At 48.9% G+C, this 19847-nt stretch carries 13 protein-coding genes, 15 tRNA genes and 2 rRNA genes; 1 reads left to right on the top strand and 29 read right to left on the bottom strand.

Features of this window, described 5'->3' with window-relative positions; all coding sequences use genetic code 11:
* Positions 1-35: 35 nt before the first annotated feature.
* The 10 genes from K7P76_RS18455 to K7P76_RS18410 all read right to left on the bottom strand — a co-directional run bounded on the left by K7P76_RS18455 (position 36) and on the right by K7P76_RS18410 (position 13223).
* The gene (locus K7P76_RS18455) at positions 36-1142 is read right to left on the bottom strand and encodes an SGNH/GDSL hydrolase family protein (RefSeq protein ID WP_232186781.1); all 1107 of its coding nucleotides are present in this window, start codon (positions 1140-1142) and stop codon (positions 36-38) included.
* Positions 1143-1218: 76 nt separating this feature from the next.
* Positions 1219-4026: a glycoside hydrolase family 78 protein gene (locus tag K7P76_RS18450; protein ID WP_444880219.1), complete on the bottom strand. Its 2808-nt coding sequence runs from the start codon at positions 4024-4026 to the stop codon at positions 1219-1221.
* A 20-nt stretch (positions 4027-4046) separates the two neighbouring features.
* Positions 4047-4865 carry a carbohydrate ABC transporter permease gene (locus K7P76_RS18445; protein ID WP_232186779.1) on the bottom strand — a complete coding sequence of 273 codons (819 nt, stop codon included), beginning with the start codon at positions 4863-4865 and terminating at the stop codon, positions 4047-4049.
* A 1-nt stretch (position 4866) separates the two neighbouring features.
* Positions 4867-5739, bottom strand: a complete 873-nt coding sequence (locus K7P76_RS18440) for a carbohydrate ABC transporter permease (RefSeq protein WP_232186778.1) — start codon at positions 5737-5739, stop codon at positions 4867-4869.
* Positions 5740-5800: 61 nt separating this feature from the next.
* Positions 5801-7132 (bottom strand): ABC transporter substrate-binding protein, encoded by a 1332-nt coding sequence (locus K7P76_RS18435; RefSeq protein WP_232186777.1) that lies wholly within the window; start codon positions 7130-7132, stop codon positions 5801-5803.
* Between the two features lie 76 nt (positions 7133-7208).
* A complete protein-coding gene (locus tag K7P76_RS18430; RefSeq protein ID WP_232186776.1) occupies positions 7209-8705 on the bottom strand; it encodes a response regulator transcription factor in 1497 nt (498 codons plus the stop codon).
* 6 nt (positions 8706-8711) lie between these two features.
* Positions 8712-10538 (bottom strand): cache domain-containing sensor histidine kinase, encoded by a 1827-nt coding sequence (locus K7P76_RS18425; protein WP_232186775.1) that lies wholly within the window; start codon positions 10536-10538, stop codon positions 8712-8714.
* 120 nt (positions 10539-10658) lie between these two features.
* Positions 10659-11672 carry an ureidoglycolate dehydrogenase gene (gene allD, locus K7P76_RS18420; RefSeq protein WP_232186774.1) on the bottom strand — a complete coding sequence of 338 codons (1014 nt, stop codon included), beginning with the start codon at positions 11670-11672 and terminating at the stop codon, positions 10659-10661.
* Between the two features lie 54 nt (positions 11673-11726).
* Entirely contained in the window at positions 11727-12512 is a 786-nt protein-coding gene (locus K7P76_RS18415; protein WP_232186773.1) for an SDR family NAD(P)-dependent oxidoreductase, read from the bottom strand.
* A gap of 12 nt (positions 12513-12524) precedes the next feature.
* Complete coding sequence (locus K7P76_RS18410; protein ID WP_232186772.1) at positions 12525-13223, bottom strand: GntR family transcriptional regulator; 699 nt, start codon at positions 13221-13223, stop codon at positions 12525-12527.
* A 145-nt stretch (positions 13224-13368) separates the two neighbouring features.
* Between K7P76_RS18410 and K7P76_RS18405 the strand changes: the two genes are divergently transcribed.
* Entirely contained in the window at positions 13369-15432 is a 2064-nt protein-coding gene (locus K7P76_RS18405; protein WP_232186771.1) for an alpha-amylase family protein, read from the top strand.
* Positions 15433-15453: 21 nt separating this feature from the next.
* Here K7P76_RS18405 and K7P76_RS18400 read toward each other — a convergent pair whose 3' ends face one another.
* From K7P76_RS18400 to K7P76_RS18310, 19 genes are all read right to left on the bottom strand, one after another.
* A complete protein-coding gene (locus K7P76_RS18400; protein ID WP_232186770.1) occupies positions 15454-16923 on the bottom strand; it encodes a PDC sensor domain-containing protein in 1470 nt (489 codons plus the stop codon).
* The gene (locus K7P76_RS18395; protein WP_232186769.1) at positions 16910-17632 is read right to left on the bottom strand and encodes a response regulator transcription factor; all 723 of its coding nucleotides are present in this window, start codon (positions 17630-17632) and stop codon (positions 16910-16912) included. The genes K7P76_RS18400 and K7P76_RS18395 overlap by 14 nt, the downstream gene beginning before the upstream one ends.
* 264 nt (positions 17633-17896) lie before the next feature.
* A tRNA-Leu gene (locus K7P76_RS18390) sits at positions 17897-17982 on the bottom strand.
* Between the two features lie 20 nt (positions 17983-18002).
* A tRNA-Arg gene (locus K7P76_RS18385) sits at positions 18003-18079 on the bottom strand.
* Positions 18080-18092: 13 nt separating this feature from the next.
* Positions 18093-18166, bottom strand: a tRNA-Cys gene (locus K7P76_RS18380).
* Between the two features lie 16 nt (positions 18167-18182).
* Positions 18183-18257, bottom strand: a tRNA-Gly gene (locus K7P76_RS18375).
* A gap of 7 nt (positions 18258-18264) precedes the next feature.
* A tRNA-Gln gene (locus K7P76_RS18370) sits at positions 18265-18338 on the bottom strand.
* Between the two features lie 22 nt (positions 18339-18360).
* A tRNA-His gene (locus tag K7P76_RS18365) sits at positions 18361-18436 on the bottom strand.
* Positions 18437-18453: 17 nt separating this feature from the next.
* Positions 18454-18527 (bottom strand) — tRNA-Trp (locus K7P76_RS18360).
* Between the two features lie 16 nt (positions 18528-18543).
* Positions 18544-18627: transfer RNA gene (locus tag K7P76_RS18355), tRNA-Tyr, on the bottom strand.
* Between the two features lie 19 nt (positions 18628-18646).
* A tRNA-Thr gene (locus tag K7P76_RS18350) sits at positions 18647-18722 on the bottom strand.
* A 23-nt stretch (positions 18723-18745) separates the two neighbouring features.
* Positions 18746-18821, bottom strand: a tRNA-Phe gene (locus tag K7P76_RS18345).
* Between the two features lie 16 nt (positions 18822-18837).
* Positions 18838-18914 (bottom strand) — tRNA-Asp (locus K7P76_RS18340).
* A 38-nt stretch (positions 18915-18952) separates the two neighbouring features.
* Positions 18953-19029, bottom strand: a tRNA-Met gene (locus tag K7P76_RS18335).
* Between the two features lie 97 nt (positions 19030-19126).
* Positions 19127-19201 (bottom strand) — tRNA-Glu (locus tag K7P76_RS18330).
* A gap of 21 nt (positions 19202-19222) precedes the next feature.
* Positions 19223-19315: transfer RNA gene (locus K7P76_RS18325), tRNA-Ser, on the bottom strand.
* Positions 19316-19318: 3 nt separating this feature from the next.
* Positions 19319-19394: transfer RNA gene (locus tag K7P76_RS18320), tRNA-Asn, on the bottom strand.
* Between the two features lie 33 nt (positions 19395-19427).
* Positions 19428-19544 (bottom strand): 5S ribosomal RNA (gene rrf, locus K7P76_RS18315).
* 130 nt (positions 19545-19674) lie between these two features.
* Positions 19675-19847 (bottom strand): 23S ribosomal RNA (locus K7P76_RS18310); the annotation flags it as partial.

The following is a 19847-nucleotide window of genomic DNA, read 5'->3' as shown; positions in this document are numbered from 1 at the left end:
ACTCTCCGGGCCTAAAGCCCGGAGAGTTTTTATAATTACTGAGATACAAGCCTCTGTATCACTGGGGTTAAACCATTGGCCATCATCAGGAAACCCAAATCTGTCGGATGCACACCGTCTACGGTACACTCCTGAGCATATTCACCCGGTAACGATGATCCATCGAAAAAATGAATATTGTCGTCTCCTTGATTTTTGGCTTTCTCGACGTTGAATCGTTGGATTTCTTTACGTTCTTCCAGCACTTGTGCTGACGTCTCGCTAAATTCTTCCTTAGCGAACTTAATTTTCGAGAGAATCAAAATCGGCACTTTCGGATGTTTCTCTCTGTAAATGCGAATAAACTCAGGCAAGCTCGCACGAAGTGATTCAGTATCTACGCAGTTGGCTTCATAATCCAATACGAGACAAGCCGGATTCGCGATTTCCGCAATGATGCGAGCTAACTCCGGTTCGCCTTTACCGTTTCCGGAAAAACCTAAATTAATAAATTCCAGGTTGATTCTGCGGCTTAGTATATTCGTGTAGGCCATGCCAGGACGGGAAGCACAGCCTCCTTGCGTAATAGACGTACCATAGAAAATGACCTTCTTTTCATTATCGTACGCTGGCGGAGCACTGATATGACAACGCGGCTCTAATCCGATATACACTTCCTCTACTCCCTGATAGAGTGGGAAATTCAGTGTGAAGCACCGAATTTTCCGTTCACCGCCATCGTCAAACAATTCATTTTCATATTCCTTTTGAGTATGATCGTACCTTGTAGTCGAATAATATTGCTGTTCCCCCGGTTCTCCAATGTAGCAATCAAAGCCGCACTGGCCTGTCGCAGGCAAGTGGTACATGTCTGCCAACCCGGATAACCGAACCCTTATTGAAAGCTTCGATGAATCGGTCATAAACCGGATTTGCCCGCCGGCTGTACAATTGGCCAGTTGATCGACGTCCTCTGGAACATTCCATCCGGGGTTAACCGGTAGTCTTCGGTAAATTTCATCCTTTTGCAGCCAAGCAAAACCGAAAATTCGAAATGGACCTCTTATCGGAGAAAACCATTCCAAACCGGAGCTATCTGTTTCTGCTAACCGCATATTTTCATCATAACGTAAAGCACTCGCCGATTCGTTTGGTTTAGCCACCTTAATACCCCTTCCGGTTATTTCCTGCGCGCAGTTATAAGGCAATGCTACACCATCGAATCAAGCGGGTAAATACTCAAGTCCTGATATATTCAAAAACATAACCACCGCTGCCAATCTCAATCACAACTGCATCCTCTTCAACCTTTACGGACTTTAACCCCGACTGGTCCTTAACCGGATCTCCGCCTTCAGTCAATCGTTCCAAGCTCGCTCCCGGCAAATATACGATTGCCGTCGTATTTGCCGGTACCTTAACTTCCTGAACGACCTGATTCCCTTTAAGCTTCCATTCCGTCACAATCGTACCGTATACCGACTCGTATTGAGCTTTCGCATAGGTTAGCCCGCAATCGATATCGGGTTTGATCACGATACGCTTATATCCAGGGAGCGCATTATTTAATCCGGCAACCTTCCTGTACAACCAATCCCCGACACATCCGAAAGCATAATGGTTATAGGACACATTCGTTACTTTGCCGCTTGGCATAATTGCCCGCCACGCTTCCCAAATCGTTGTCGCGCCTTTCTCGACTTCATAGAGCCAGGAAGGGCACTCCGTTTGATACAGCAAACGGTAAGCCACATCGCTGCGCCCGTTATCGCAAAGCACATCCAACAGAAACGGGACGGACAGAAACCCGGTGTCCAATCGATTGCCGTTCTCTTCAATCAGGTTTACCAATTGATTCATAACAAGGCCGCGAGTTTCGTCAGGGATCATATTCATTTGCAGCGCGAGTACGTAAATGCCCTGAAAGTGTGCCTGCAGCCTCCCGTTCTCGTCCAAATATTCTTCGGCGAATGCCATGCGAACTTTCCGGTTCAACTCAGCATATCGCTGGGCATCCGCATTCCATCCAAGCAGCTGCGCGATCTGGCTCATCAATTGCGTCGAATAAGCATAGAAACAAGTGGATACAAGCTCCTTCGTGGCAAAAGCGCTCTGCATCATATCGACGCCTTTTCCATCTTTGCTGACGCTCATGCTTGGAATGAGCCAGTCCCCGAAATGAAATCCGGTATTCCACAAGTACCGCTGACGCTCTCTACGCTCAGGTGTCATGGATCCGTCATCGGTTTCCGGCAGTCCCTTATATGCAGACCGTTCAATATAGTTTAACCAACCTGCCATCATAGGATAGTTTTCCCGCAAAACCCTCATATCGCCATATCGCTCGTAGAGCACCCAAGGTACGATAATGCAGGCGTCTCCCCATCCTGCCGATGAATCCGTCGACATTAGCGCCGTGATTTCTTCATATCCCTTCAAATATGGCACAACGATAGGAACCTGTCCATCCACCCTCTGTTCAACTGCCGCATTGCGCAGCCATCTTGTCAGAAAAGCATTCACGTCGCGATTAAAGCAAGCTGTCGGGGCAAACACTTGTATATCTCCCGTCCATCCCGCGCGTTCCCGCTGGGGACAATCCGTTGGAATGGAGAGCATGTTGCCGATTTGACTCCATTGAATATTGGCCTGCAGTTGGTTAATCCGCTCATCCGAACATTCAAAGTCCCCTGTCGGACGAAGGTCTGAGGACAGAACGATCCCCGTAAAGTCGGCAGTATCCAACTTTCCGGGATATCCGGTTACTTTGACGTAACGAAAGCCATGAAAGGTAAAACGCGGCTCGTAAACTTCCTCTTCCGCCCCTCGAGCCACATAAAAATCCGTCTGATCTTTGTATCGGCCGATAATATTGTTGAGAAAGTTGCCATTCTCGTCCAACACTTCTCCATGCTCAAGTTTAATCTCTGTTCCGGATACTGCCCCGCGAACGCGCATGCGAACTCTGCCCGCAATGACTTGCCCAAGATCAACAACCGTTTCTCCTTTAGCCGTATGCAATACAGCAATCGGCTCTATTTCCTGCATGACCCGAACAGGCTCGCCATAAGCGGCGATTAAACAGCCGCGGTCATGCTCCACCTCGCGCACCGGTTGCCAGTTTTTGTCGTCATAAGCTGTCGTGCTCCATCCGGCTCTCTCTAACCGGGCATCGTATCGTTCACCGATGAATAGATCGGAATAGACAAGCGCACCGGTATTCGATTTGAAGCTCCGGTCTGTGATGACCGTTTGTCTCCGGCCGTCCGCATAATCGATCTCCAACTGCATAAGCAGTGCCAACTTATTACCGTACTGGCAGTTATCGCCCATTAGCCCGACTCTACCCGCATACCAACCGTCCGCTAGCGTCGCTGCGATCACATGATCGCCCTCCGTCAGCACATCGGTTACTTCATAAGTCTGATATTGCAAATAAGCTTGGTAAGCTGTCATTTCCGGTGCTAGGTCCTGATCGCCAACACGATTTCCGTTAAGCTCGAGTTCATAGATGCCATGAGCCGTCGCATAGATCCGCGCCCTTTTCACACCTGGCCCGACCGTAAACTGCTTCCGAAGCATCGGACAAGGATGTAGACGCCCGACATCCGTCGGTACCAATCCCTTGGCTCGATCGTAAAAGTCCATCGGCGACTCTTCGATCACCGGCTGTTGTTCCGGCTCTACCCATCGCGCCACCCAATTCTCAGGTAGAAGCAGCCCCATCTCCCAGAAGGCGATCTCGCTCCAAGCCGATGTCCCCCCCAGTTCGTCCCATACCCGCACCTTCCACTCATAACGGCATCTAGATCGCAGATTAGGTCCGGCATATTCGCAGTGAATAGAGCTATCCGTCAGCACCTTGCCTGAATCCCAGATGACATCTTTGCCATCGAAAACGACGATTTGATATCCGGTTTGCGATACTCCGCGGCGAACGGAGCTCAGCGTCCAACTAAATCTTGGGATAGCAATATCGATACCTATCGGATTAATCATTGATTCACATCTTAACCGCTCAACGACAAGCTTGTTTGAAATAGACATTTTATCACGATCCTCTCCCATTAACCCTTAACGGCTCCGCTAGCAATCCCCTGAATGAAATGCTTTTGCAGCAATATAAATAGCAAGATCAACGGGAGCGAACCAATAACCACAGCCGCGAAAATCAACATCCAATTGTTCGTATATTCACTCGTGAACGTAAATAACGACAAAGGAACGTTCCGCATCGCCTTGTTTTGCAGAAACAACATCGGAATGAAGAAGTCATTCCATATGAAAAGACTATTAATAATAACGACTGTTGAAGTAATCGGCTTAATTAATGGAAACAGGATGACCCAAAACAGCCTCAACGGTCCGCAGCCGTCGATTTGCGCGGATTCTTCGATCTCGCGCGGCACCGTCTTGAAAAAAGAAACATATAAAAAAACGGCAAATGATATCCCCATCGCACTATAAATCATGATTGCACCCGTATACTCCCCTATCAGGTGCAGCGCCTTTAATAGCTTATAGAGCGGGATCATAGCGAGCTGAAACGGCACCATAATCCCGGCAAGAAAGTACACATATAACATCGCCGACCATTTCTCCGTTCTTCTTGCCAACGGATAGGCAGCCATTGAACTCAATATGACAATCAAGATCACGGAGGTCGCCGTTATCAGAATACTGTTCATGAACGAATGCCCCAAATTCGCTTGCGTCCAAGCTTTCCAATAATTCGCGAATTGCAGCGAGCTTGGCCAACTTAATGGACTGAACTGCAAATCCATGGGAGATTTCAGCGACATGGTCACTACAAGGTAAAACGGAATGAACACCACAATCGACCAGATCAACAGCACAGCCGGAAGAAACATGCGTTGGACTCTCATCTCAGTATTCCACCTCTCTTCTACGAAGAAGGGTCACCTGGATGAGCGAGAAGATTAGAATGATCGCAAACATTAAGATCGCGATCGCATTCGCATAACCCATCTGATTCAAAGAGAATGCTTGTCTGTACAGCATAAGTGCTAAGTTTTCCGTCGCTCCTCCAGGCCCTCCGTTTGTCATAACGAACACAATATCGAAGAGCTTAAGTCCAACAATCATCGTCACGACCATGTTAACAGTAAAAGCGGGAGCAATGAGCGGAAAAGTAATATGCTTGAACCGGCTTAATGCCCCCGCTCCATCGATATTGGAAGCCTCATACATGTCGCGCGGGATGGATTGCAGCCCTGCAACGTATATAATCATGCTGAAAGCTACCCATTGCCAAATAATAGCGAATATAACGCTATAGATTGCCAGCTTCTTATCTCCAAGCCAGTCCTGTGTCCAATCCGAAAGGCCGATAAATTCGAGGATGGAGTTAATGACGCCAAAAAGCGGATTATACATATAGCTCCAGATATATCCGATCGCAAGCGGGCTTAACAGCGCGGGAAATAGAAACCACACGCGCATAAAGCGATTAATTCTTCCGGTACCTTGAAGCCCAAGCGCCAATAGAAGTCCGATTCCGTTCTGAAAAACGGTTACGAGAAGCGCGATAATAAAAGTGTTCTTTAAGCCGCTCCAAACTGCCTTATCCTGAAACATCCTCTGGAAATTGTCCAATCCGATGAACTCCATCGAGGAGCTGAGTCCATTCCAATCGGTCATGCTGTAATAAAAGCTGCTAATGACCGGAAATACCAGAAACAAAGTAAAGACCATAAAAGCCGGCATTAGAAATACGCCGTCGAACCCGATTCGCTTCATGCTGCCCCTCCTTAAATGCAAGGCGCAAATGCTGCCTGCCATTTGCGCCCCCTGAAACCATTTATTTTTTCGTGCCTGCGTTATAGGCTTTATCCATCTTGTCCAGCATATCCGGAATCGCCCCTCCGGCGAATACGCCCTGGATGCCGACAAGCATTTCCGGTTGCACGGTCGCTGGCCAATTCTGATCCAGGAAGGCGTATGCTCCTGTTTTCAAGCTAGGCTCGATTTCCATTAGCGCCGAATCCAAATTCGGCGTAACATCGGTAAATGCCGAGAACCCTTGAACCGTATCCAAAATGAGTTTCATGCTCTCTTGCGAAGCCACAAAATCCAAATACTTTTTCACTTCATCTGGATACTTGGTTTTGGAATAACCTCCCGCAAAGAGCGCAGGTCCGGCCGAAACCCAAATCGGTTCACCTTTCTTAACGTAAGGCAAAGGGAACATTCCCCAATCCGCTTCCGGATTGGCTGCTTTCAATGCTGGCACCATCGCGTTAAGACTTACCGTCATAGCGATCTTGCCCGCGCTCATTAACTGAAGAATTTGATCATTAGACGTCCCGAGCGCACCCTTGTTAATATAACCCTGCTTATCCAGATCGACATAATCCTTCATCATCTGCTCCCATTGCGAACCGACAAAGGTTTGTTTTCCTTCAGCCATCTGTTGGTCGAAATCGATATTGTCGCGATAAATCGCGGAAGGTGCCATTGCGTAAGGAACTAGCTGCGTCACGAATTGATCCTTCAAGCCCATTCCGATCGGAATAAGTCCGGCATCCTTCAGCTTTTGGGCGGTTTGAAGAAAAGCTTCCCAATCTGTTGGAACTTCCAGCCCCAAGTCCTTAAACAATTTCTTGTTGTATATAACGCCTATCACGTTCTGGCTTCGGGGCAGACCATAAACTTTGCCATTGGTCGTCGCTGAACGAAGCGCCCCCGGCGTAAGCCGGCTTACCCAAGGCTGGTCACTTAAATCGAGTAAATAACCGGCATTGACGAATGGATCTTTTGCAGTTCCTGCGCCAATGGTGAATATATCCGGGGCGTCGCCCGAAGCAAGCTTAGTTTTGATAACGGTTACAAATTGGTCGATCGGAGCGCCTTCATACTCGATTTTAATATTCGGATATTTTTCTTCGAATCTGCGGTTGATTTCTTCCAGATTCATATTCGCGTTATTAATGATATACTGCTTAAGGATAACCTGGGCCTCTGTCCCTTGCGAAGATGCTGCCCCTTGCGAGGATTCCGCCCCTTGCGTAGATGCCGCCCCTTGCGAGGCTTCTTCTCCAGCCGTATTGTTACCTCCCCCGCCGCAACCTGCTAATACAATCAGCAAAGCTAAGCAACATACGGTAATACTCATTTTCGTGCGATTAATCACCTTGTTGACCTCCCCTTTATTTGGAACTGTCTTTATTATAAAAGGCGCTCTACATTAAGGCTTCCGGTTAACTTGTTCATTTCGGGGGGAGTATTTTGCATGATTTCTGATATTCGGACGGCGTTAAGCCGGTATATTTCTTGAATTGCTGGCTGAAATATTTACTATCCTCGTAACCGACACGCTCGCCGACCTTCGATACGCTTAGAGTTTCCAGCTCCAGCAATTGTTTAGCTTGATCGATTTTTACCCGGATTAAATATTCCGAGAAATTCATACCTGCCTCTGCCTTAAACAGTCGGGACAAATAACTGACGCTAATATGGTGCTCTGCGGCGAATTGAATCAAGGAGTCGGTACGATGATAACCATGACGGATCTGACCCATCAGCTTATGGACAAGCTCTCTTGGCTCCTTGCCCGCGCCGCCTAGATTCCACAGAAACTCCAACAGCCATTTCTCTAGAGAGTCTGCCAATTCACTATAGGAGGTAATGCTCATTAGCGTATCCGTTATGATTTCCATGTCGATATAGGGAGAGTTCCGATCCGGCATTAGCTTGAATTGCAGCGCTGTGAACATATCGTTAACAAGGCTTCCGATTTCTTTGGCCGGAACTTTCAGCACGCGGATCTGCATAACGATCCGATCGATTTGCGGACGAATATGCTTGATCTCCCGATTCGCTATCAAAGCCTCCAGAGCCCGGATTTGATTCCAAACGCCGATCATATCTATCGCAGCATACTCGGTTGTCAAATACGTATATGTGCTGCTTTCCAATCGAATTTGCTGCTCCAACATCTTGATCGCTCGGGCGTATGCTTCGTGTGAAAGCTCATCGTCTTTCTTAAGGACAGCAATGGAATGCACATTCAGCCCTTGGTTAGCGTAAGCCTCATGTATATGTTGAACGCTTTGCTGCAGGACTGCCTTGGTTGTTCCTTCATCGCAAGGAAATAACACTACTTGCAAGTGGGAATCGGGAAAGACAATATGAACGGAAAAAAGTAACTCGGCAATTGTGGTTTTCGTTAGCGGCTCATGTTCTACCCATTTATGCGCGGATCGCAGATTGTTTAATGTGGAAACCATAATAATCCATTCTCCGGACAACGCCTGTATTTGTTCCGAATAAGGATTTCGGCCTTCCAATTCCCGAATAATTTTCCAGTTGTCAGCCTTCCGTTTCTCCTCGCACCGAACGGACAGCTGCTCGAGAATAGCGCCAACCACGGTCAGCAGCGACTTTTGCTTCCAAGGCTTAACCAAATAATCTCTCACGCCCAGTTGAAGACCAGTGCGTGCATACGCAAAATCGTCATACCCGCTAATGATAATAGCTTCGACGTTGGGATTGATCTGCTGGATTTGGCGAATCAGTTCCAAACCGTCCATTCCCGGCATACGAATGTCCGTCACGATCAAATCCGGACAATGGCGCTTAGCCAGTTCTAACCCTTGCAGGCCATTTACGGCACTATATACGGTATGGCCGGGTTCATATGATTTTAGCAAAGATTCGAGCTCTTCCAATGCGATTGGCTCGTCCTCAACAACTAGAATGTTCATTGTGATTTACTCCTTGTCGTGAATCATGCTGTCATTATAGGGGATGTGAATAGAAACGATCGTCCACACGCCTTCATCGCTTTCCAAATAAAGCCCATACGGAGCACCGAACAGCAGCCTTATCCTCTTATGAATGTTTAGCAATCCAATGCCCGACTTCGTCTCCGGTAGTTCATCCATGGAAATGTCGTTGTTTTCCAGAACCTCATTAATGGACCTCACCCGGTCCGGAGACATTCCGACGCCCGTATCGCTTACTGTGATTATCATTTTCTGGGATTCGCTTTCGGGTTCCGGCTGAACCCGGGCGCTAAGCGTGAGGGTCCCTCCCTCAATCTTCGGCTCTAATCCATGAATAATAGCATTCTCCACAAGCGGCTGAATAGACAGCTTAACGATTTGGGCACGAAGCAGAGAATCCGGAATGTAACATTCAAATTTCAGCCTATCCCGATAACGGACTTCTTGGATATGGACATAGTTAAGAACATGCTCCAATTCCTCCGCCAATGTTACCGGACGATTCCAGCCTTTCATGCTGTAACGGAACAAATCGGCCAAGTTTTCAGCCATATCCGCAACATCGTGCGCTTGTTGCTTTCGGCTTAACGCCTTCATGCTATTTAAGGTGTTGAACAGCATATGCGGATTGATTTGCGCTTGGAGCGCCATTAGCTTTGCATCCTTCTGCCGGATATCCAGCAGGTATACCCGATGGATCAGCTTGTCCACGCTCTCCAGCATCATATTGAACACTCTGGATAGACGCCCTATCTCGTCTTGTTGGCCGCTATCCTCCGCCCGCACCTTGAAATCGCCAAGCTCCACGCGCTTCATCGTCTTAATTAAAGAAGTTAACGGGCGGCTAATGCCGGCTGCCAGCATATAGGAAGCAACACTGATAACAACCAAAGTAATGATTCCCAGAAAAATGATCAAGCTGCGGATTTTAACCGACTGATTAATGACATCTTTATTAGGCGCAAGAGCCAAGAGAGTCCAGTTGTTATAGTTCGACTTGTTCTTGGAGAACAGATAACGGGTTTCCGACCATTTCACGCTCCCTTCCTGAAGCGAGAGCACGGATTCCAGCTCGTAAGGCACCTTTTTTCCAGTCACCTGCTCCTCGCTGTCGTACATGACATTCGCCTCGGAATCAAGCAGCATATACCGTAAAAGCAGATCTCCATCCTGTTTGGCAAGCGCCGCCTTAAACAATGTGGATCTCATCACTTGCGCGTTCATGTCTATTTTCAAATAACCGAGTTTTTTCCCTTCAGATAAATCGTTAATGGGGCGAATCAAGGAGAACACCTGCTGAGGATTGCGGACTACCGTAGATTCGGGTCCCGTCGGCCAGTAGAAAAAGGGAGCAGCCGTACCTTCACGTATCGTGGGATACCAGGGTTCTTGTAGTATGCTGTAATCGCTGGATATCCCTGAGCCTTTCGCAATGCTGAATATCCGGCCGTCATCGGCAAACAGATAGACGCCTTGTATATACGGCCACGGAGAGGTGAATTGAACCATCCGGGACATCATTTCGTTATTGTCATATTGCACGCCATACTCGGAAGAAGATTGGCGTAAAATGCGTTGAATGATCGGATCGCTGAAAATTGCCAGCGAGAGCCTCTCCATATCCTGTAGGTAGAGCTCCACCGTTGTCGTCATCTGCGCAAGCGATGTATGAACCAGCTCCAACGTCCGGTTAGTGTAATCTCTCTCCGTATGGACATAAGTCAAGCCGCCCAATCCAAAGATCGCCACGAAAAACAGCAGCGTAAAGGTCCCGGCTATCTTGTTTTTCACTCGCCAATGCTTCAAATTCACACTCATCCCTCCTTGCTGTCCCATTAATATACCTGAAATCTTCTCAGCATCCTACTCGGCGGCATAAAAAAAGCTCTCATGGCCAGTTGACCATTGAGAGCTTTTTTTTCGCCGCTATTGTTATACGCATAAATAGGTATATAACTCCTCAGATATCGGAATTCCATGTTGACGCCTGTGCTGTTCTCTTAAACATTCCGGCTCTCCCGGAAGAATGACGCGGTCGAATCCCGGGGCTGGCGGCATATTATGCAAATCGTCCATCATTTGCGTAATATTCCGGGTAAACAATTCCTGATCGGTGAATTTGGAAATATCGAACGCACAAACAAAATGCCCCAATTTCCTGCGGTCGCTGAAATCTTCGCCGTACATTTTACCGATATAAGGACCGAACGGCGACCCCGTCAAAATGCCGGCAAAGATGTCCACCACCATGCCAAGCCCATAACCTTTCGGTCCACCAAAAGGGAGAAGCGCATTAAATTGATGCGGGTCAGTAATCGGTTGTCCTTCTGAATCAACTGCCCAATCCGCAGGGATTGGTTTGCGCAGATGAATGGCTTCGAGAATTTTACCATAGGCGACCGAGCTTGTAGCCATGTCTATAACAATTGGTTGGCGATTTCCGGCCGGAAAGCCGAACGCCATCGGATTCGTACCGAAGTAAGCGGAACTTCCACCGAAAGGTACGACCATTTTATCGGTATTCGTCATCGCAATGCCAATAAGCTGTTCCCTTGCCGCCATTTCTACAAAATACGATAGTGCCCCGCAATGGCTGCTGTTTATGGCGCTAACGATACCGACTCCATTGTTATGAGCGAGTTCAATCGCACAGGACATTGCTTTTTCTGCTACGACATGACCCAGTCCATCGTCGCCATCCACAATCGCCGTCACGGGGCCGGTGATTTTCACCGTGATATCAGGTTCCGAATTTATTCCTTGTTGCTTAACTTTTTGCACGTAGTGCTCCATTCGCAGAACCCCATGAGAATCGACGCCTCTAAGATTGGCATGAATTAATACGTCAGCCGTTATACCGGCGTGTCTGTCGCTAATTCCAACCTGTTTTAGTTTGCTTACACACCATTCGTGAAGCTGTTCATGACCTATAAGTTTTTCGCTCATTGGCTTTTTCCCTTTCAGAAATATCTGTTGATATATCAATAACCTCAAAAAAAGTTACTTCTCCCAGTAGGCTGCATCCGGCAGGCTGCCGTCCATAACGTAACCGCCATCTATCGTAAGCGTGGACCCCGTCATATATCTGGATTCATCGGAAGCCAAATATAATGCCGCATGAGCGATATCTTCGGGTTGGGCAATATCCTTCAACGGGATTCTTTTGAACAGCGCTTCCTTCACAGAAGGCGTATACATCGGCAACGTCAGCTCCGTATATGTAGCTCCGGGAGCAAGTATATTTGCCGTAATTTTGTGAGGCGCTAGCTCTGTGGCCAGTGTCCTCGTAAAAGCCTCAATGCCGCCTTTTGCTGCTGTATAAGCTGAACAGGAAGGCTCCGAAAGTGTAGCATGAATGGAAGAAACGTTAATGATCCTGCCTCCTTCGCCCTGCTTGATCATAGCTTGCGCGGCATATTTGCTGCCCAGAAAACAGCTTGTGAGATTGTTCCGGATAATGAGTTCCCAATCTTCCTCCAGAGTATCCACCACTTGCGCTTGATGAATAATGGCTGCGTTGTTTACCATAATGTGCAAACCGCCAAATGCGGATAACGTCTCATCGATGTACCGAACCGTATCCTCTTTGACGCCTACATCCGCTTGAATAAACATGCCTTTGGAGCCGCTGCTTTCAATCGCGCGAACGACTTGAAGACCACGTTCCCGATTTCTTCCTACAACGGTGACGTTAGCTCCTTCCTGAGCAAACAACTTCGCGATTCCGGCACCGATTCCGGCCGTCCCCCCCGTAATGACGGCTACTTTTCCAGCTAATCTCTTCATTGAACGTCCTCCTTAAAAAACTTTGTAAATATCGATAATCGTCAGAAGATTAGCTAATGTTTGTTCCAAATGCTGTTTCAAATGAAGCTTAGCCCCTTCTTTATCCCCCTCCTCAAGAGCTTGAAGAAATGACTTATGTTCGAGATGCGCTTGCTTGATTCTTTGCAAATCTTGCAAGTAATAGGCTCTGGCCATCTGGACATGCCCGTTTACTTTATCGTAATAATCCATAATCACCTTGTTTCGTGTAGAAGCGACGATTGTTTTATGCAGCTTGATATCCGAATCCATCACCTGATAACCGTCATAATTTTCCGATATCAAGAACGTCTCGAAACGATGAATATCTGCGGAAATGTCTTTCAAATCCTTTATTAACGCATCAAAGCCGGTATCAAGCGCAAACAGTTCGACCATTTCCCGGTATTGGAAAAGCTCGATTAAATCTTGCCTATAAATGCCTTTCACATAAATCCCTTGACGCGGCACAGTCTTGATAAACCCTTCGGCATCCAGCATATTTAAGGCGTCACGCACGGGAGTACGGCTAATTCCGAATTTCTCGGCGATTTCGGCAGCGTCAATCCGTTCGTTCGGAGTGAAATCGCGTCTCATGATCATATCTTTTAACTTTTCGTAAATGGCTTCTTTCATATCCAGTCTGCCGGCTAGCCAATTTTTATCCATAGTGTCGTGATTTTTGTCTGGCATCTTATCATCCACAACTCCTTTTTCATTAATATATCAGATGATATAACAGTGTCAACATTTTTTCGTTTTTGAGTTGACTTTGAAATTTCATCTGATATATTAGCGAATAAGAGCAATATTACCCTAATTGTTGGGAGGCAGTTTCATGCTGCGATTATCCATTCAAGAGAATACCCCGCTGCTCACCTCATCGGATTCCCTAACGACTTTCTCGGAGCGGCCTTATCAGTACGAGCTTCAATCTCGCTTTCAAGAACAATTGTGCAGCACGGATAGTCTAACGAATTGGACCTCCCGTCTATATGCCGATGCGACAGAAATCACCGGAACCTTCGCTGCTTCCGGTTTATTATTGGTGCAGAGATTCCTTAAAGAAGGAGAGTTTCTCTCCGAGATCCTTTCTCTAACTAACCCTAATGATTATCCGGTTCAAGTGGACCAAGTAAAATTCGGATTTACGGCTTTGCTGCAAGATCGGGAACATTGGCGTTTAAGCGCAATTCCCTTCTTGGTGCAGTTGGACGGCAGCGTACACGATTATACGATTGAACGCCTCTTGTCGGGCAATGCGAGCAACGCGGCTTACATAGACGCTTCGAGAGAAGAGCCGCCCTTCGACGAGGATGGACTTCGCTCGGAGGCATGGGCTTGGGGAGATGGCGAGCGGGGTATTGTCGTAATCAAATATAACAATGAACAAATCGAATACTCCATTGCAAGGCCGGGCGATGTCGAAGGAGAAGCGGTGCTGTGCTTTGGGGGCGCAGGGCTCTCCCTTTATGGTGAACCATCCGGAGTGCGGCTCTTGTCTCCAGGCGAGAAGTTTGTTTTCGGAACTACATATTATTTTCCTTATGAAGGCGGTATTCAATCGGCTTACACAATCTATCGTTCCTTTCTGGAGAAGCAAGGCCATACGTTCGCTGCGGATTATAACCCACCCGTCAATTGGAACGTTCTATACGATATCGGCTGGCATCACTCGAATGAAGAACAATTGCGTCAACACTATCACAAAGAAGCTATTCTGCTAGAGGCCTCGAAGGCCCGTGATTGCGGTTGCGAGCTGCTTTATCTCGATCCCGGTTGGGAGGTCGCCGAAGGGCTTACGCTCTGGGACGAATCAAGGCTCGGATCCGCAGCCGATCTCGTCCGCGAGTTGAAGGAGCAATACGGGCTGGACTTGGGCTACCGGACGATTCTTCGCGCGTACAAACGTCATTGGGACGAAGACTATCAGGTCCGGCATTCGTACGGACTTATGCAGCCGGAAAAGATGGAGCCCGTGTGGGGTTACCACTTCTGGGAAATGTGCCTCTCGCACCCCGAGTTTTATCAGGAGAAGCTGGAACGGATTCTGGCAATCACGAAACAAGGCATCCGGTTTATGATGTTCGACGAAATGGATTGGCGCGGTCCTTGTTATGACCCGACCCACGGGCACCCGGTACCTTCTACGCCGCTGGATCACATCAACAATGTTTACAGGTTGGCCGCGGAGGTTCGCCGCCAATGCCCTGATGTGCTGACGGAAGTCCACGATCCGGTATGGCCTTGGACCAATGCGCTCTATGTGCCTACTTATTTCCGGCAAGGCGCCGAGGGAATCGGCAGCTACGACGAAAACTGGGGCTTCGAGTATATGTGGAACTGCATCGAAGACTTGAGGACAGGCAAAGCTTTAGCGCTCTATTACTACAATCTAGGCTGCAGCATCCCGCTTTATTTGCACATCACGATGGCAGCCGACAACGACGCGTGTGTGTTTTTCTGGTGGACAGCTTCCACTGTACGGCATTTGGGCATCGGCGGCAAAACGAGCCATCCGACCGTGGAATTCGCCGGAGCTCTAGCGTCCTATGACCGGGAGCGGCGGTATAACGATTACAAAGAGCAGATGAGTCTGTACCGGAGGTTGAAGCCTTATTTCGTGCGGGGAACGTTCCATGGAATAACCGAGTATGTTCACCTCCACACATTGGAAGAGCAAGTTGGAGGCGTAATCAATGTGTTTAACTTGACGGATGAGGAACAGGAGCTGACTTTTACGGTGCCAACTAAACTGCTCGGCAGCGGGGATGCATTACCTGTTGCCGGAGCCGAAGCGACATGGAACGAATCCGCGGTTGAATTCCGGTTGTCTGTTGGATCTATGTCTCCCGGAGTGATCGCGGTAGGAGACGCAGCCAGTCTGCTTGGAATCGCGTAAGAGGGGCGAATAGCCCCTTCTTTACGATTCCAAGCACCTTTTTACCGCAAACCCATTCCCTTGATAACGGATGACGCACCCGTATTGTTCTCCCGACGCGACATAAAGGCAATCATCCTCTTGAGAATAAGCCAGGCAAGAGATCACGTGAATGCTGGCCCACTCCGAATCGAGAGAATAGAGTTGAATATTGTCCTTGATCACCCGGGGTCTGCCCCAATCGACAAAACTGCCGTCTCGCGAATAATGGAACACGTGCCCCGCATCCCTGCCGCCACCATATACCCCAAGGATGGAATCACCGTTCAGCTTGATGAAATTCCGAAGCTGTCCACTGGAATACAGTCTGCCGTAGGCGGTCACTTTGTGTTGGTCCGGCGAGAGGGTAAACAGTAAACCGTCCGCTGTCCCGCCAACCATCGTTCCGTCCGCAAGTACGGCTCCGCCCGTCAGCGTTGCCCTAAACGCTCTTCCTTTGATGGACGGAGTTTTCACGTTCAGAGTGACGCACCGCTCACTCGGCAGATCATACATAAGAATTTCATCATTCACGCCTGAGAAAATGATCCGTTCCCCGTCAAGCCTAACGATACTAGCATCGTTGGAAGAGAGGCGAATGCCGTCCAACCGCCGGATACCGTCCCCCTCGCCATTGACCACATACACAGCGCCCTCCCGATCGCTTGCCACAAGCGTGTTTTGGTCAAGAACGCAGTGAAGTTGCGTCAGATCGGCACCGGCAGGCAACACTGCCGTTGTTCCGACAGTGCCCTTAACGAGATCAACCTGCAATAATTTGCGGTCCGTCGTCAGAACGGCTGCCTCGCTTCCGCCTAGTCCCAAGCATGACAATGCGGCTCCGCCGTCGTAAATCAAGTCGATCCGTTCCGTACGATCTCCAAGGGAATTGGATGCAAACCGGTATACGACTTCCTTACCTCTATTGATTTCAGCCAGAACCTTCCCCGGCCGGTTCTTAAAACCAATAGCGAAAGCGATAGTCTGGTCGGTCAGCATCGGCGAGTAATACGGTTCGCTCCATTTGACCTGCCCATACGTTTCTTCGGAAATACGGAAAAGGCCGGGCAATTGCGGATGTCCGACCACGCCGTAAGCTAGCTGATTGCTCGAAACGATCGTCCCGTCGTCCGTTTGGATGTATAGGAAGGACACGATACCGATGTTGCGTTCAATTTGCTCCTGAAGCATTCTTTGCATAGCGACGGGGTTAGCCAGCAAATCATCGTTCATACGGTCGGATACGCTAATGAGAATGTTGCGGATGTTCTGCAGATATAGATCGAGATATTGTCCGGTCTGTTCCATGAACATCGTCATGTCTTCCGATTTTTGCTGCATCAGCGCTTGCCGGGAACTGCCGAGAGCGCTGTACATTTGTCCGGAAAACACGAGCAGACTGGCCAAAGATAACGCCAAGAACAGTTTGACGAACATGCTTCCAAACATGCCGCGCAGCTTAACCATGGCCATTCCGGAACTCGCGCGGGCTTCGGCCGTATTGTTGGCAGAACACGTCGGTGAAATAGCGATAGTTCGGAAAGCCGGTCTCGGATGCGACCTCGTATACTTTCAAATGGCTATGCCGGAGCAAATGCGCCGCTTTCTCCAACCGCTTGCGTTTAACGTAATCCTGAAAGCTTGCCCCCGTTTCCTTGCGAAACAGAACGCCCAAGTAATTGGCGCTTAGTCCTACGTGCAAAGCCATCGCTCCCAGGTCAAACGGCTCGCTTAAATGCTTATCGACGTATTCGAGCGCATGACGGATTTCGTAACGTTTATCCGGTTCGTTCGGCTTTTGCTCGGGGAGCCGCTCTTGCGCTTTATTTAATGCCTCAAGCAGGTCTTGGTCCCGGAATGCGCCCTTAACCAAATAATCGCTGGCACCGAGCGCCAATGCTTCGCGGGCGTAGTCGAATTCGCTATGGCAGGTGAGCAGTATGACCTGGAGCTCCGGCTGCCGTTCCTTCAGCAAGCGGGTCAACCGCAAACCGTCCATAATCGGCATAACGATGTCGGTCACGACGATCGCGGGCTTCAGGCGACCGCTGATCTCCAACGCTTCCTCTCCATGGCGGGCTTCCCCCACCAAATCGAAGCCATACTGGACCCATGGAAACATTCTTAGGCTCTCCCGAATGGGTACTTCGTCGTCCACGATCATCACCCTGGTGTGGATCACGCCATCCCCTCCAATTGTTTGTAAACCCTTCCAATTAGTCCTATTATAAAGTGATTCCTTTTGAGAATATAGCCATCGCCTTCGGAAAAATGTCAGAAAATCAACGATGATGGTCGTAAAGAACAGGAATAAGTAGTGAAATTGAGCTTGGAGGGGCGAAATTGGAAGATGTAAATGCAGGATTTTGTGTATGCGGGGGGTAACTTTTATTTGGACAAAATAAAAAAACCATGGATCATTGAGTCCATGGTACCTTTTAGATAGTGGTGCCGGTGAAGGGACTTGAACCCCCACTCCCTTGCGAGAAACGGATTTTGAGTCCGTCGCGTCTGCCATTCCGCCACACCGGCATATTCAATTGCGTTACAATTGGCGCGCCCTAAGAGATTCGAACTCCTGGCCTTTTGATTCGTAGTCAAACGCTCTATCCAGCTGAGCTAAGGGCGCAAGCGTAAGGTTTTGGAGGCGCCACCCAGATTCGAACTGGGGGTAAAGCTTTTGCAGAGCTCTGCCTTACCTCTTGGCTATGGCGCCAAAGTCTAGATAAAGATGGAGCGGAAAACGGGGCTCGAACCCGCGACCTTCTCGTTGGCAACGAGATGCTCTACCACTGAGCTATTTCCGCATATAAATGGCTGGGGATCAAGGATTCGAACCTTGGATGACGGAGTCAAAGTCCGTTGCCTTACCGCTTGGCTAATCCCCAACAAGTCTGGTTTTGAAACAAATGGGGCGGACGAGGGGAATTGAACCCCCGAATGTCGGATCCACAAACCGATGCGTTAACCACTTCGCCACGACCGCCGCGATTAATATTTAATTGGCAGGGGCAGCAGGAATTGAACCCACACTAACGGTTTTGGAGACCGCTGTTCTACCCTTAAACTATGCCCCTATGTAGAGTAGAAAACTGGTGGAGGATGATGGATTTGAACCACCGAACCCGAAGGAAGAGATTTACAGTCTCCCGCGTTTGGCCACTTCGCTAATCCTCCACGATTAGGAGATAAGAAATGGTGCCGACTAGAGGACTTGAACCCCCAACCTACTGATTACAAGTCAGTTGCTCTACCAGTTGAGCTAAGTCGGCATGAAAGTTATTTGGTTTGTAGATGGTGGCTCGAGACGGAATCGAACCGCCGACACGAGGATTTTCAGTCCTCTGCTCTACCAGCTGAGCTATCGAGCCTAACTACGTGAATTAATGGCGGAGCTGACGGGATTCGAACCCGCGGTCTCCTGCGTGACAGGCAGGCATGTTGGGCCACTACACCACAGCTCCACGTTAGTAGCTCGGTAACAACCCGAGGGTAGTTCATTTGGTTGCGGGGGCAGGATTTGAACCTGCGGCCTTCGGGTTATGAGCCCGACGAGCTACCGGGCTGCTCCACCCCGCGTCGTTAATCATGATGAGACTTCGTGAGGCGACATTTCTTATCATACCTTATATCGCACATCGATTGCAACACTTAATTTCTGGCAGTTCTTAAGTAGTGGTGACCCCTAGGGGATTCGAACCCCTGTTACCTCCGTGAAAGGGAGGTGTCTTAACCGCTTGACCAAGGGGCCATGCTTACTTCTGATGTATTGTGGCGGAGAGAGAGGGATTCGAACCCTCGAGACGCTTTAGACGCCTACACGATTTCCAATCGTGCTCCTTCGACCAAACTCGGACACCTCTCCAAATGGCTCCCCGAACAGGACTCGAACCTGTGACAACTCGATTAACAGTCGAGTGCTCTACCAACTGAGCTATCAGGGAATATAAGCAAACATACATTAAGAATTGAATCCGGCCTGGCAACGTCCTACTCTCCCAGGACCCTGCGGTCCAAGTACCATTGGCGCTGGAGGGCTTAACGGTCGTGTTCGAGATGGGTACGCGTGGAACCCCTCCGCCATTATTACCAGACCAGATCAACTTTAATCAAGGCTTGCGCCTTGAAAACTGGATGCGAAACAAAGCGTTTGTCGACACCACACATACGTGTGGGTCTGCATTGGAAGAAGGTGAGTATCCATTGTCTTACGTGTCTATTCGTTAGGATAAGCCCTCGACCGATTAGTACTCGTCAGCTGCACACGTTACCGCGCTTCCACCCCGAGCCTATCAACCTGGTGTTCTTCCAGGGGTCTTACGAATTGGGAAATCTCATCTTGAGGCAGGCTTCGCGCTTAGATGCTTTCAGCGCTTATCCCTTCCGCACTTGGCTAC

Origin of the sequence: Cohnella silvisoli (assembly GCF_021190915.1) — a bacterium.
GTDB classification, from domain to species: Bacteria; Bacillota; Bacilli; order Paenibacillales; family Paenibacillaceae; genus Cohnella; species Cohnella silvisoli.
Note: the sequence above shows the minus strand (reverse complement) of the source record. Positions and strands in the feature narration are given on the sequence as shown.

Coding starts and splice junctions, on each gene's coding strand:
- K7P76_RS18450 (WP_444880219.1), bottom strand. CDS start 4,026: ATGTCTATTTCAAACAAGCTTGTCGTTGAGCGGTTAAGATGTGAATCA.
- K7P76_RS18445 (WP_232186779.1), bottom strand. CDS start 4,865: ATGAGAGTCCAACGCATGTTTCTTCCGGCTGTGCTGTTGATCTGGTCG.
- K7P76_RS18440 (WP_232186778.1), bottom strand. CDS start 5,739: ATGAAGCGAATCGGGTTCGACGGCGTATTTCTAATGCCGGCTTTTATG.
- K7P76_RS18430 (WP_232186776.1), bottom strand. CDS start 8,705: ATGAACATTCTAGTTGTTGAGGACGAGCCAATCGCATTGGAAGAGCTC.
- allD (WP_232186774.1), bottom strand. CDS start 11,672: ATGAGCGAAAAACTTATAGGTCATGAACAGCTTCACGAATGGTGTGTA.
- K7P76_RS18415 (WP_232186773.1), bottom strand. CDS start 12,512: ATGAAGAGATTAGCTGGAAAAGTAGCCGTCATTACGGGGGGGACGGCC.
- K7P76_RS18410 (WP_232186772.1), bottom strand. CDS start 13,223: ATGCCAGACAAAAATCACGACACTATGGATAAAAATTGGCTAGCCGGC.
- K7P76_RS18405 (WP_232186771.1), top strand. CDS start 13,369: ATGCTGCGATTATCCATTCAAGAGAATACCCCGCTGCTCACCTCATCG.
- K7P76_RS18400 (WP_232186770.1), bottom strand. CDS start 16,923: ATGGCCATGGTTAAGCTGCGCGGCATGTTTGGAAGCATGTTCGTCAAA.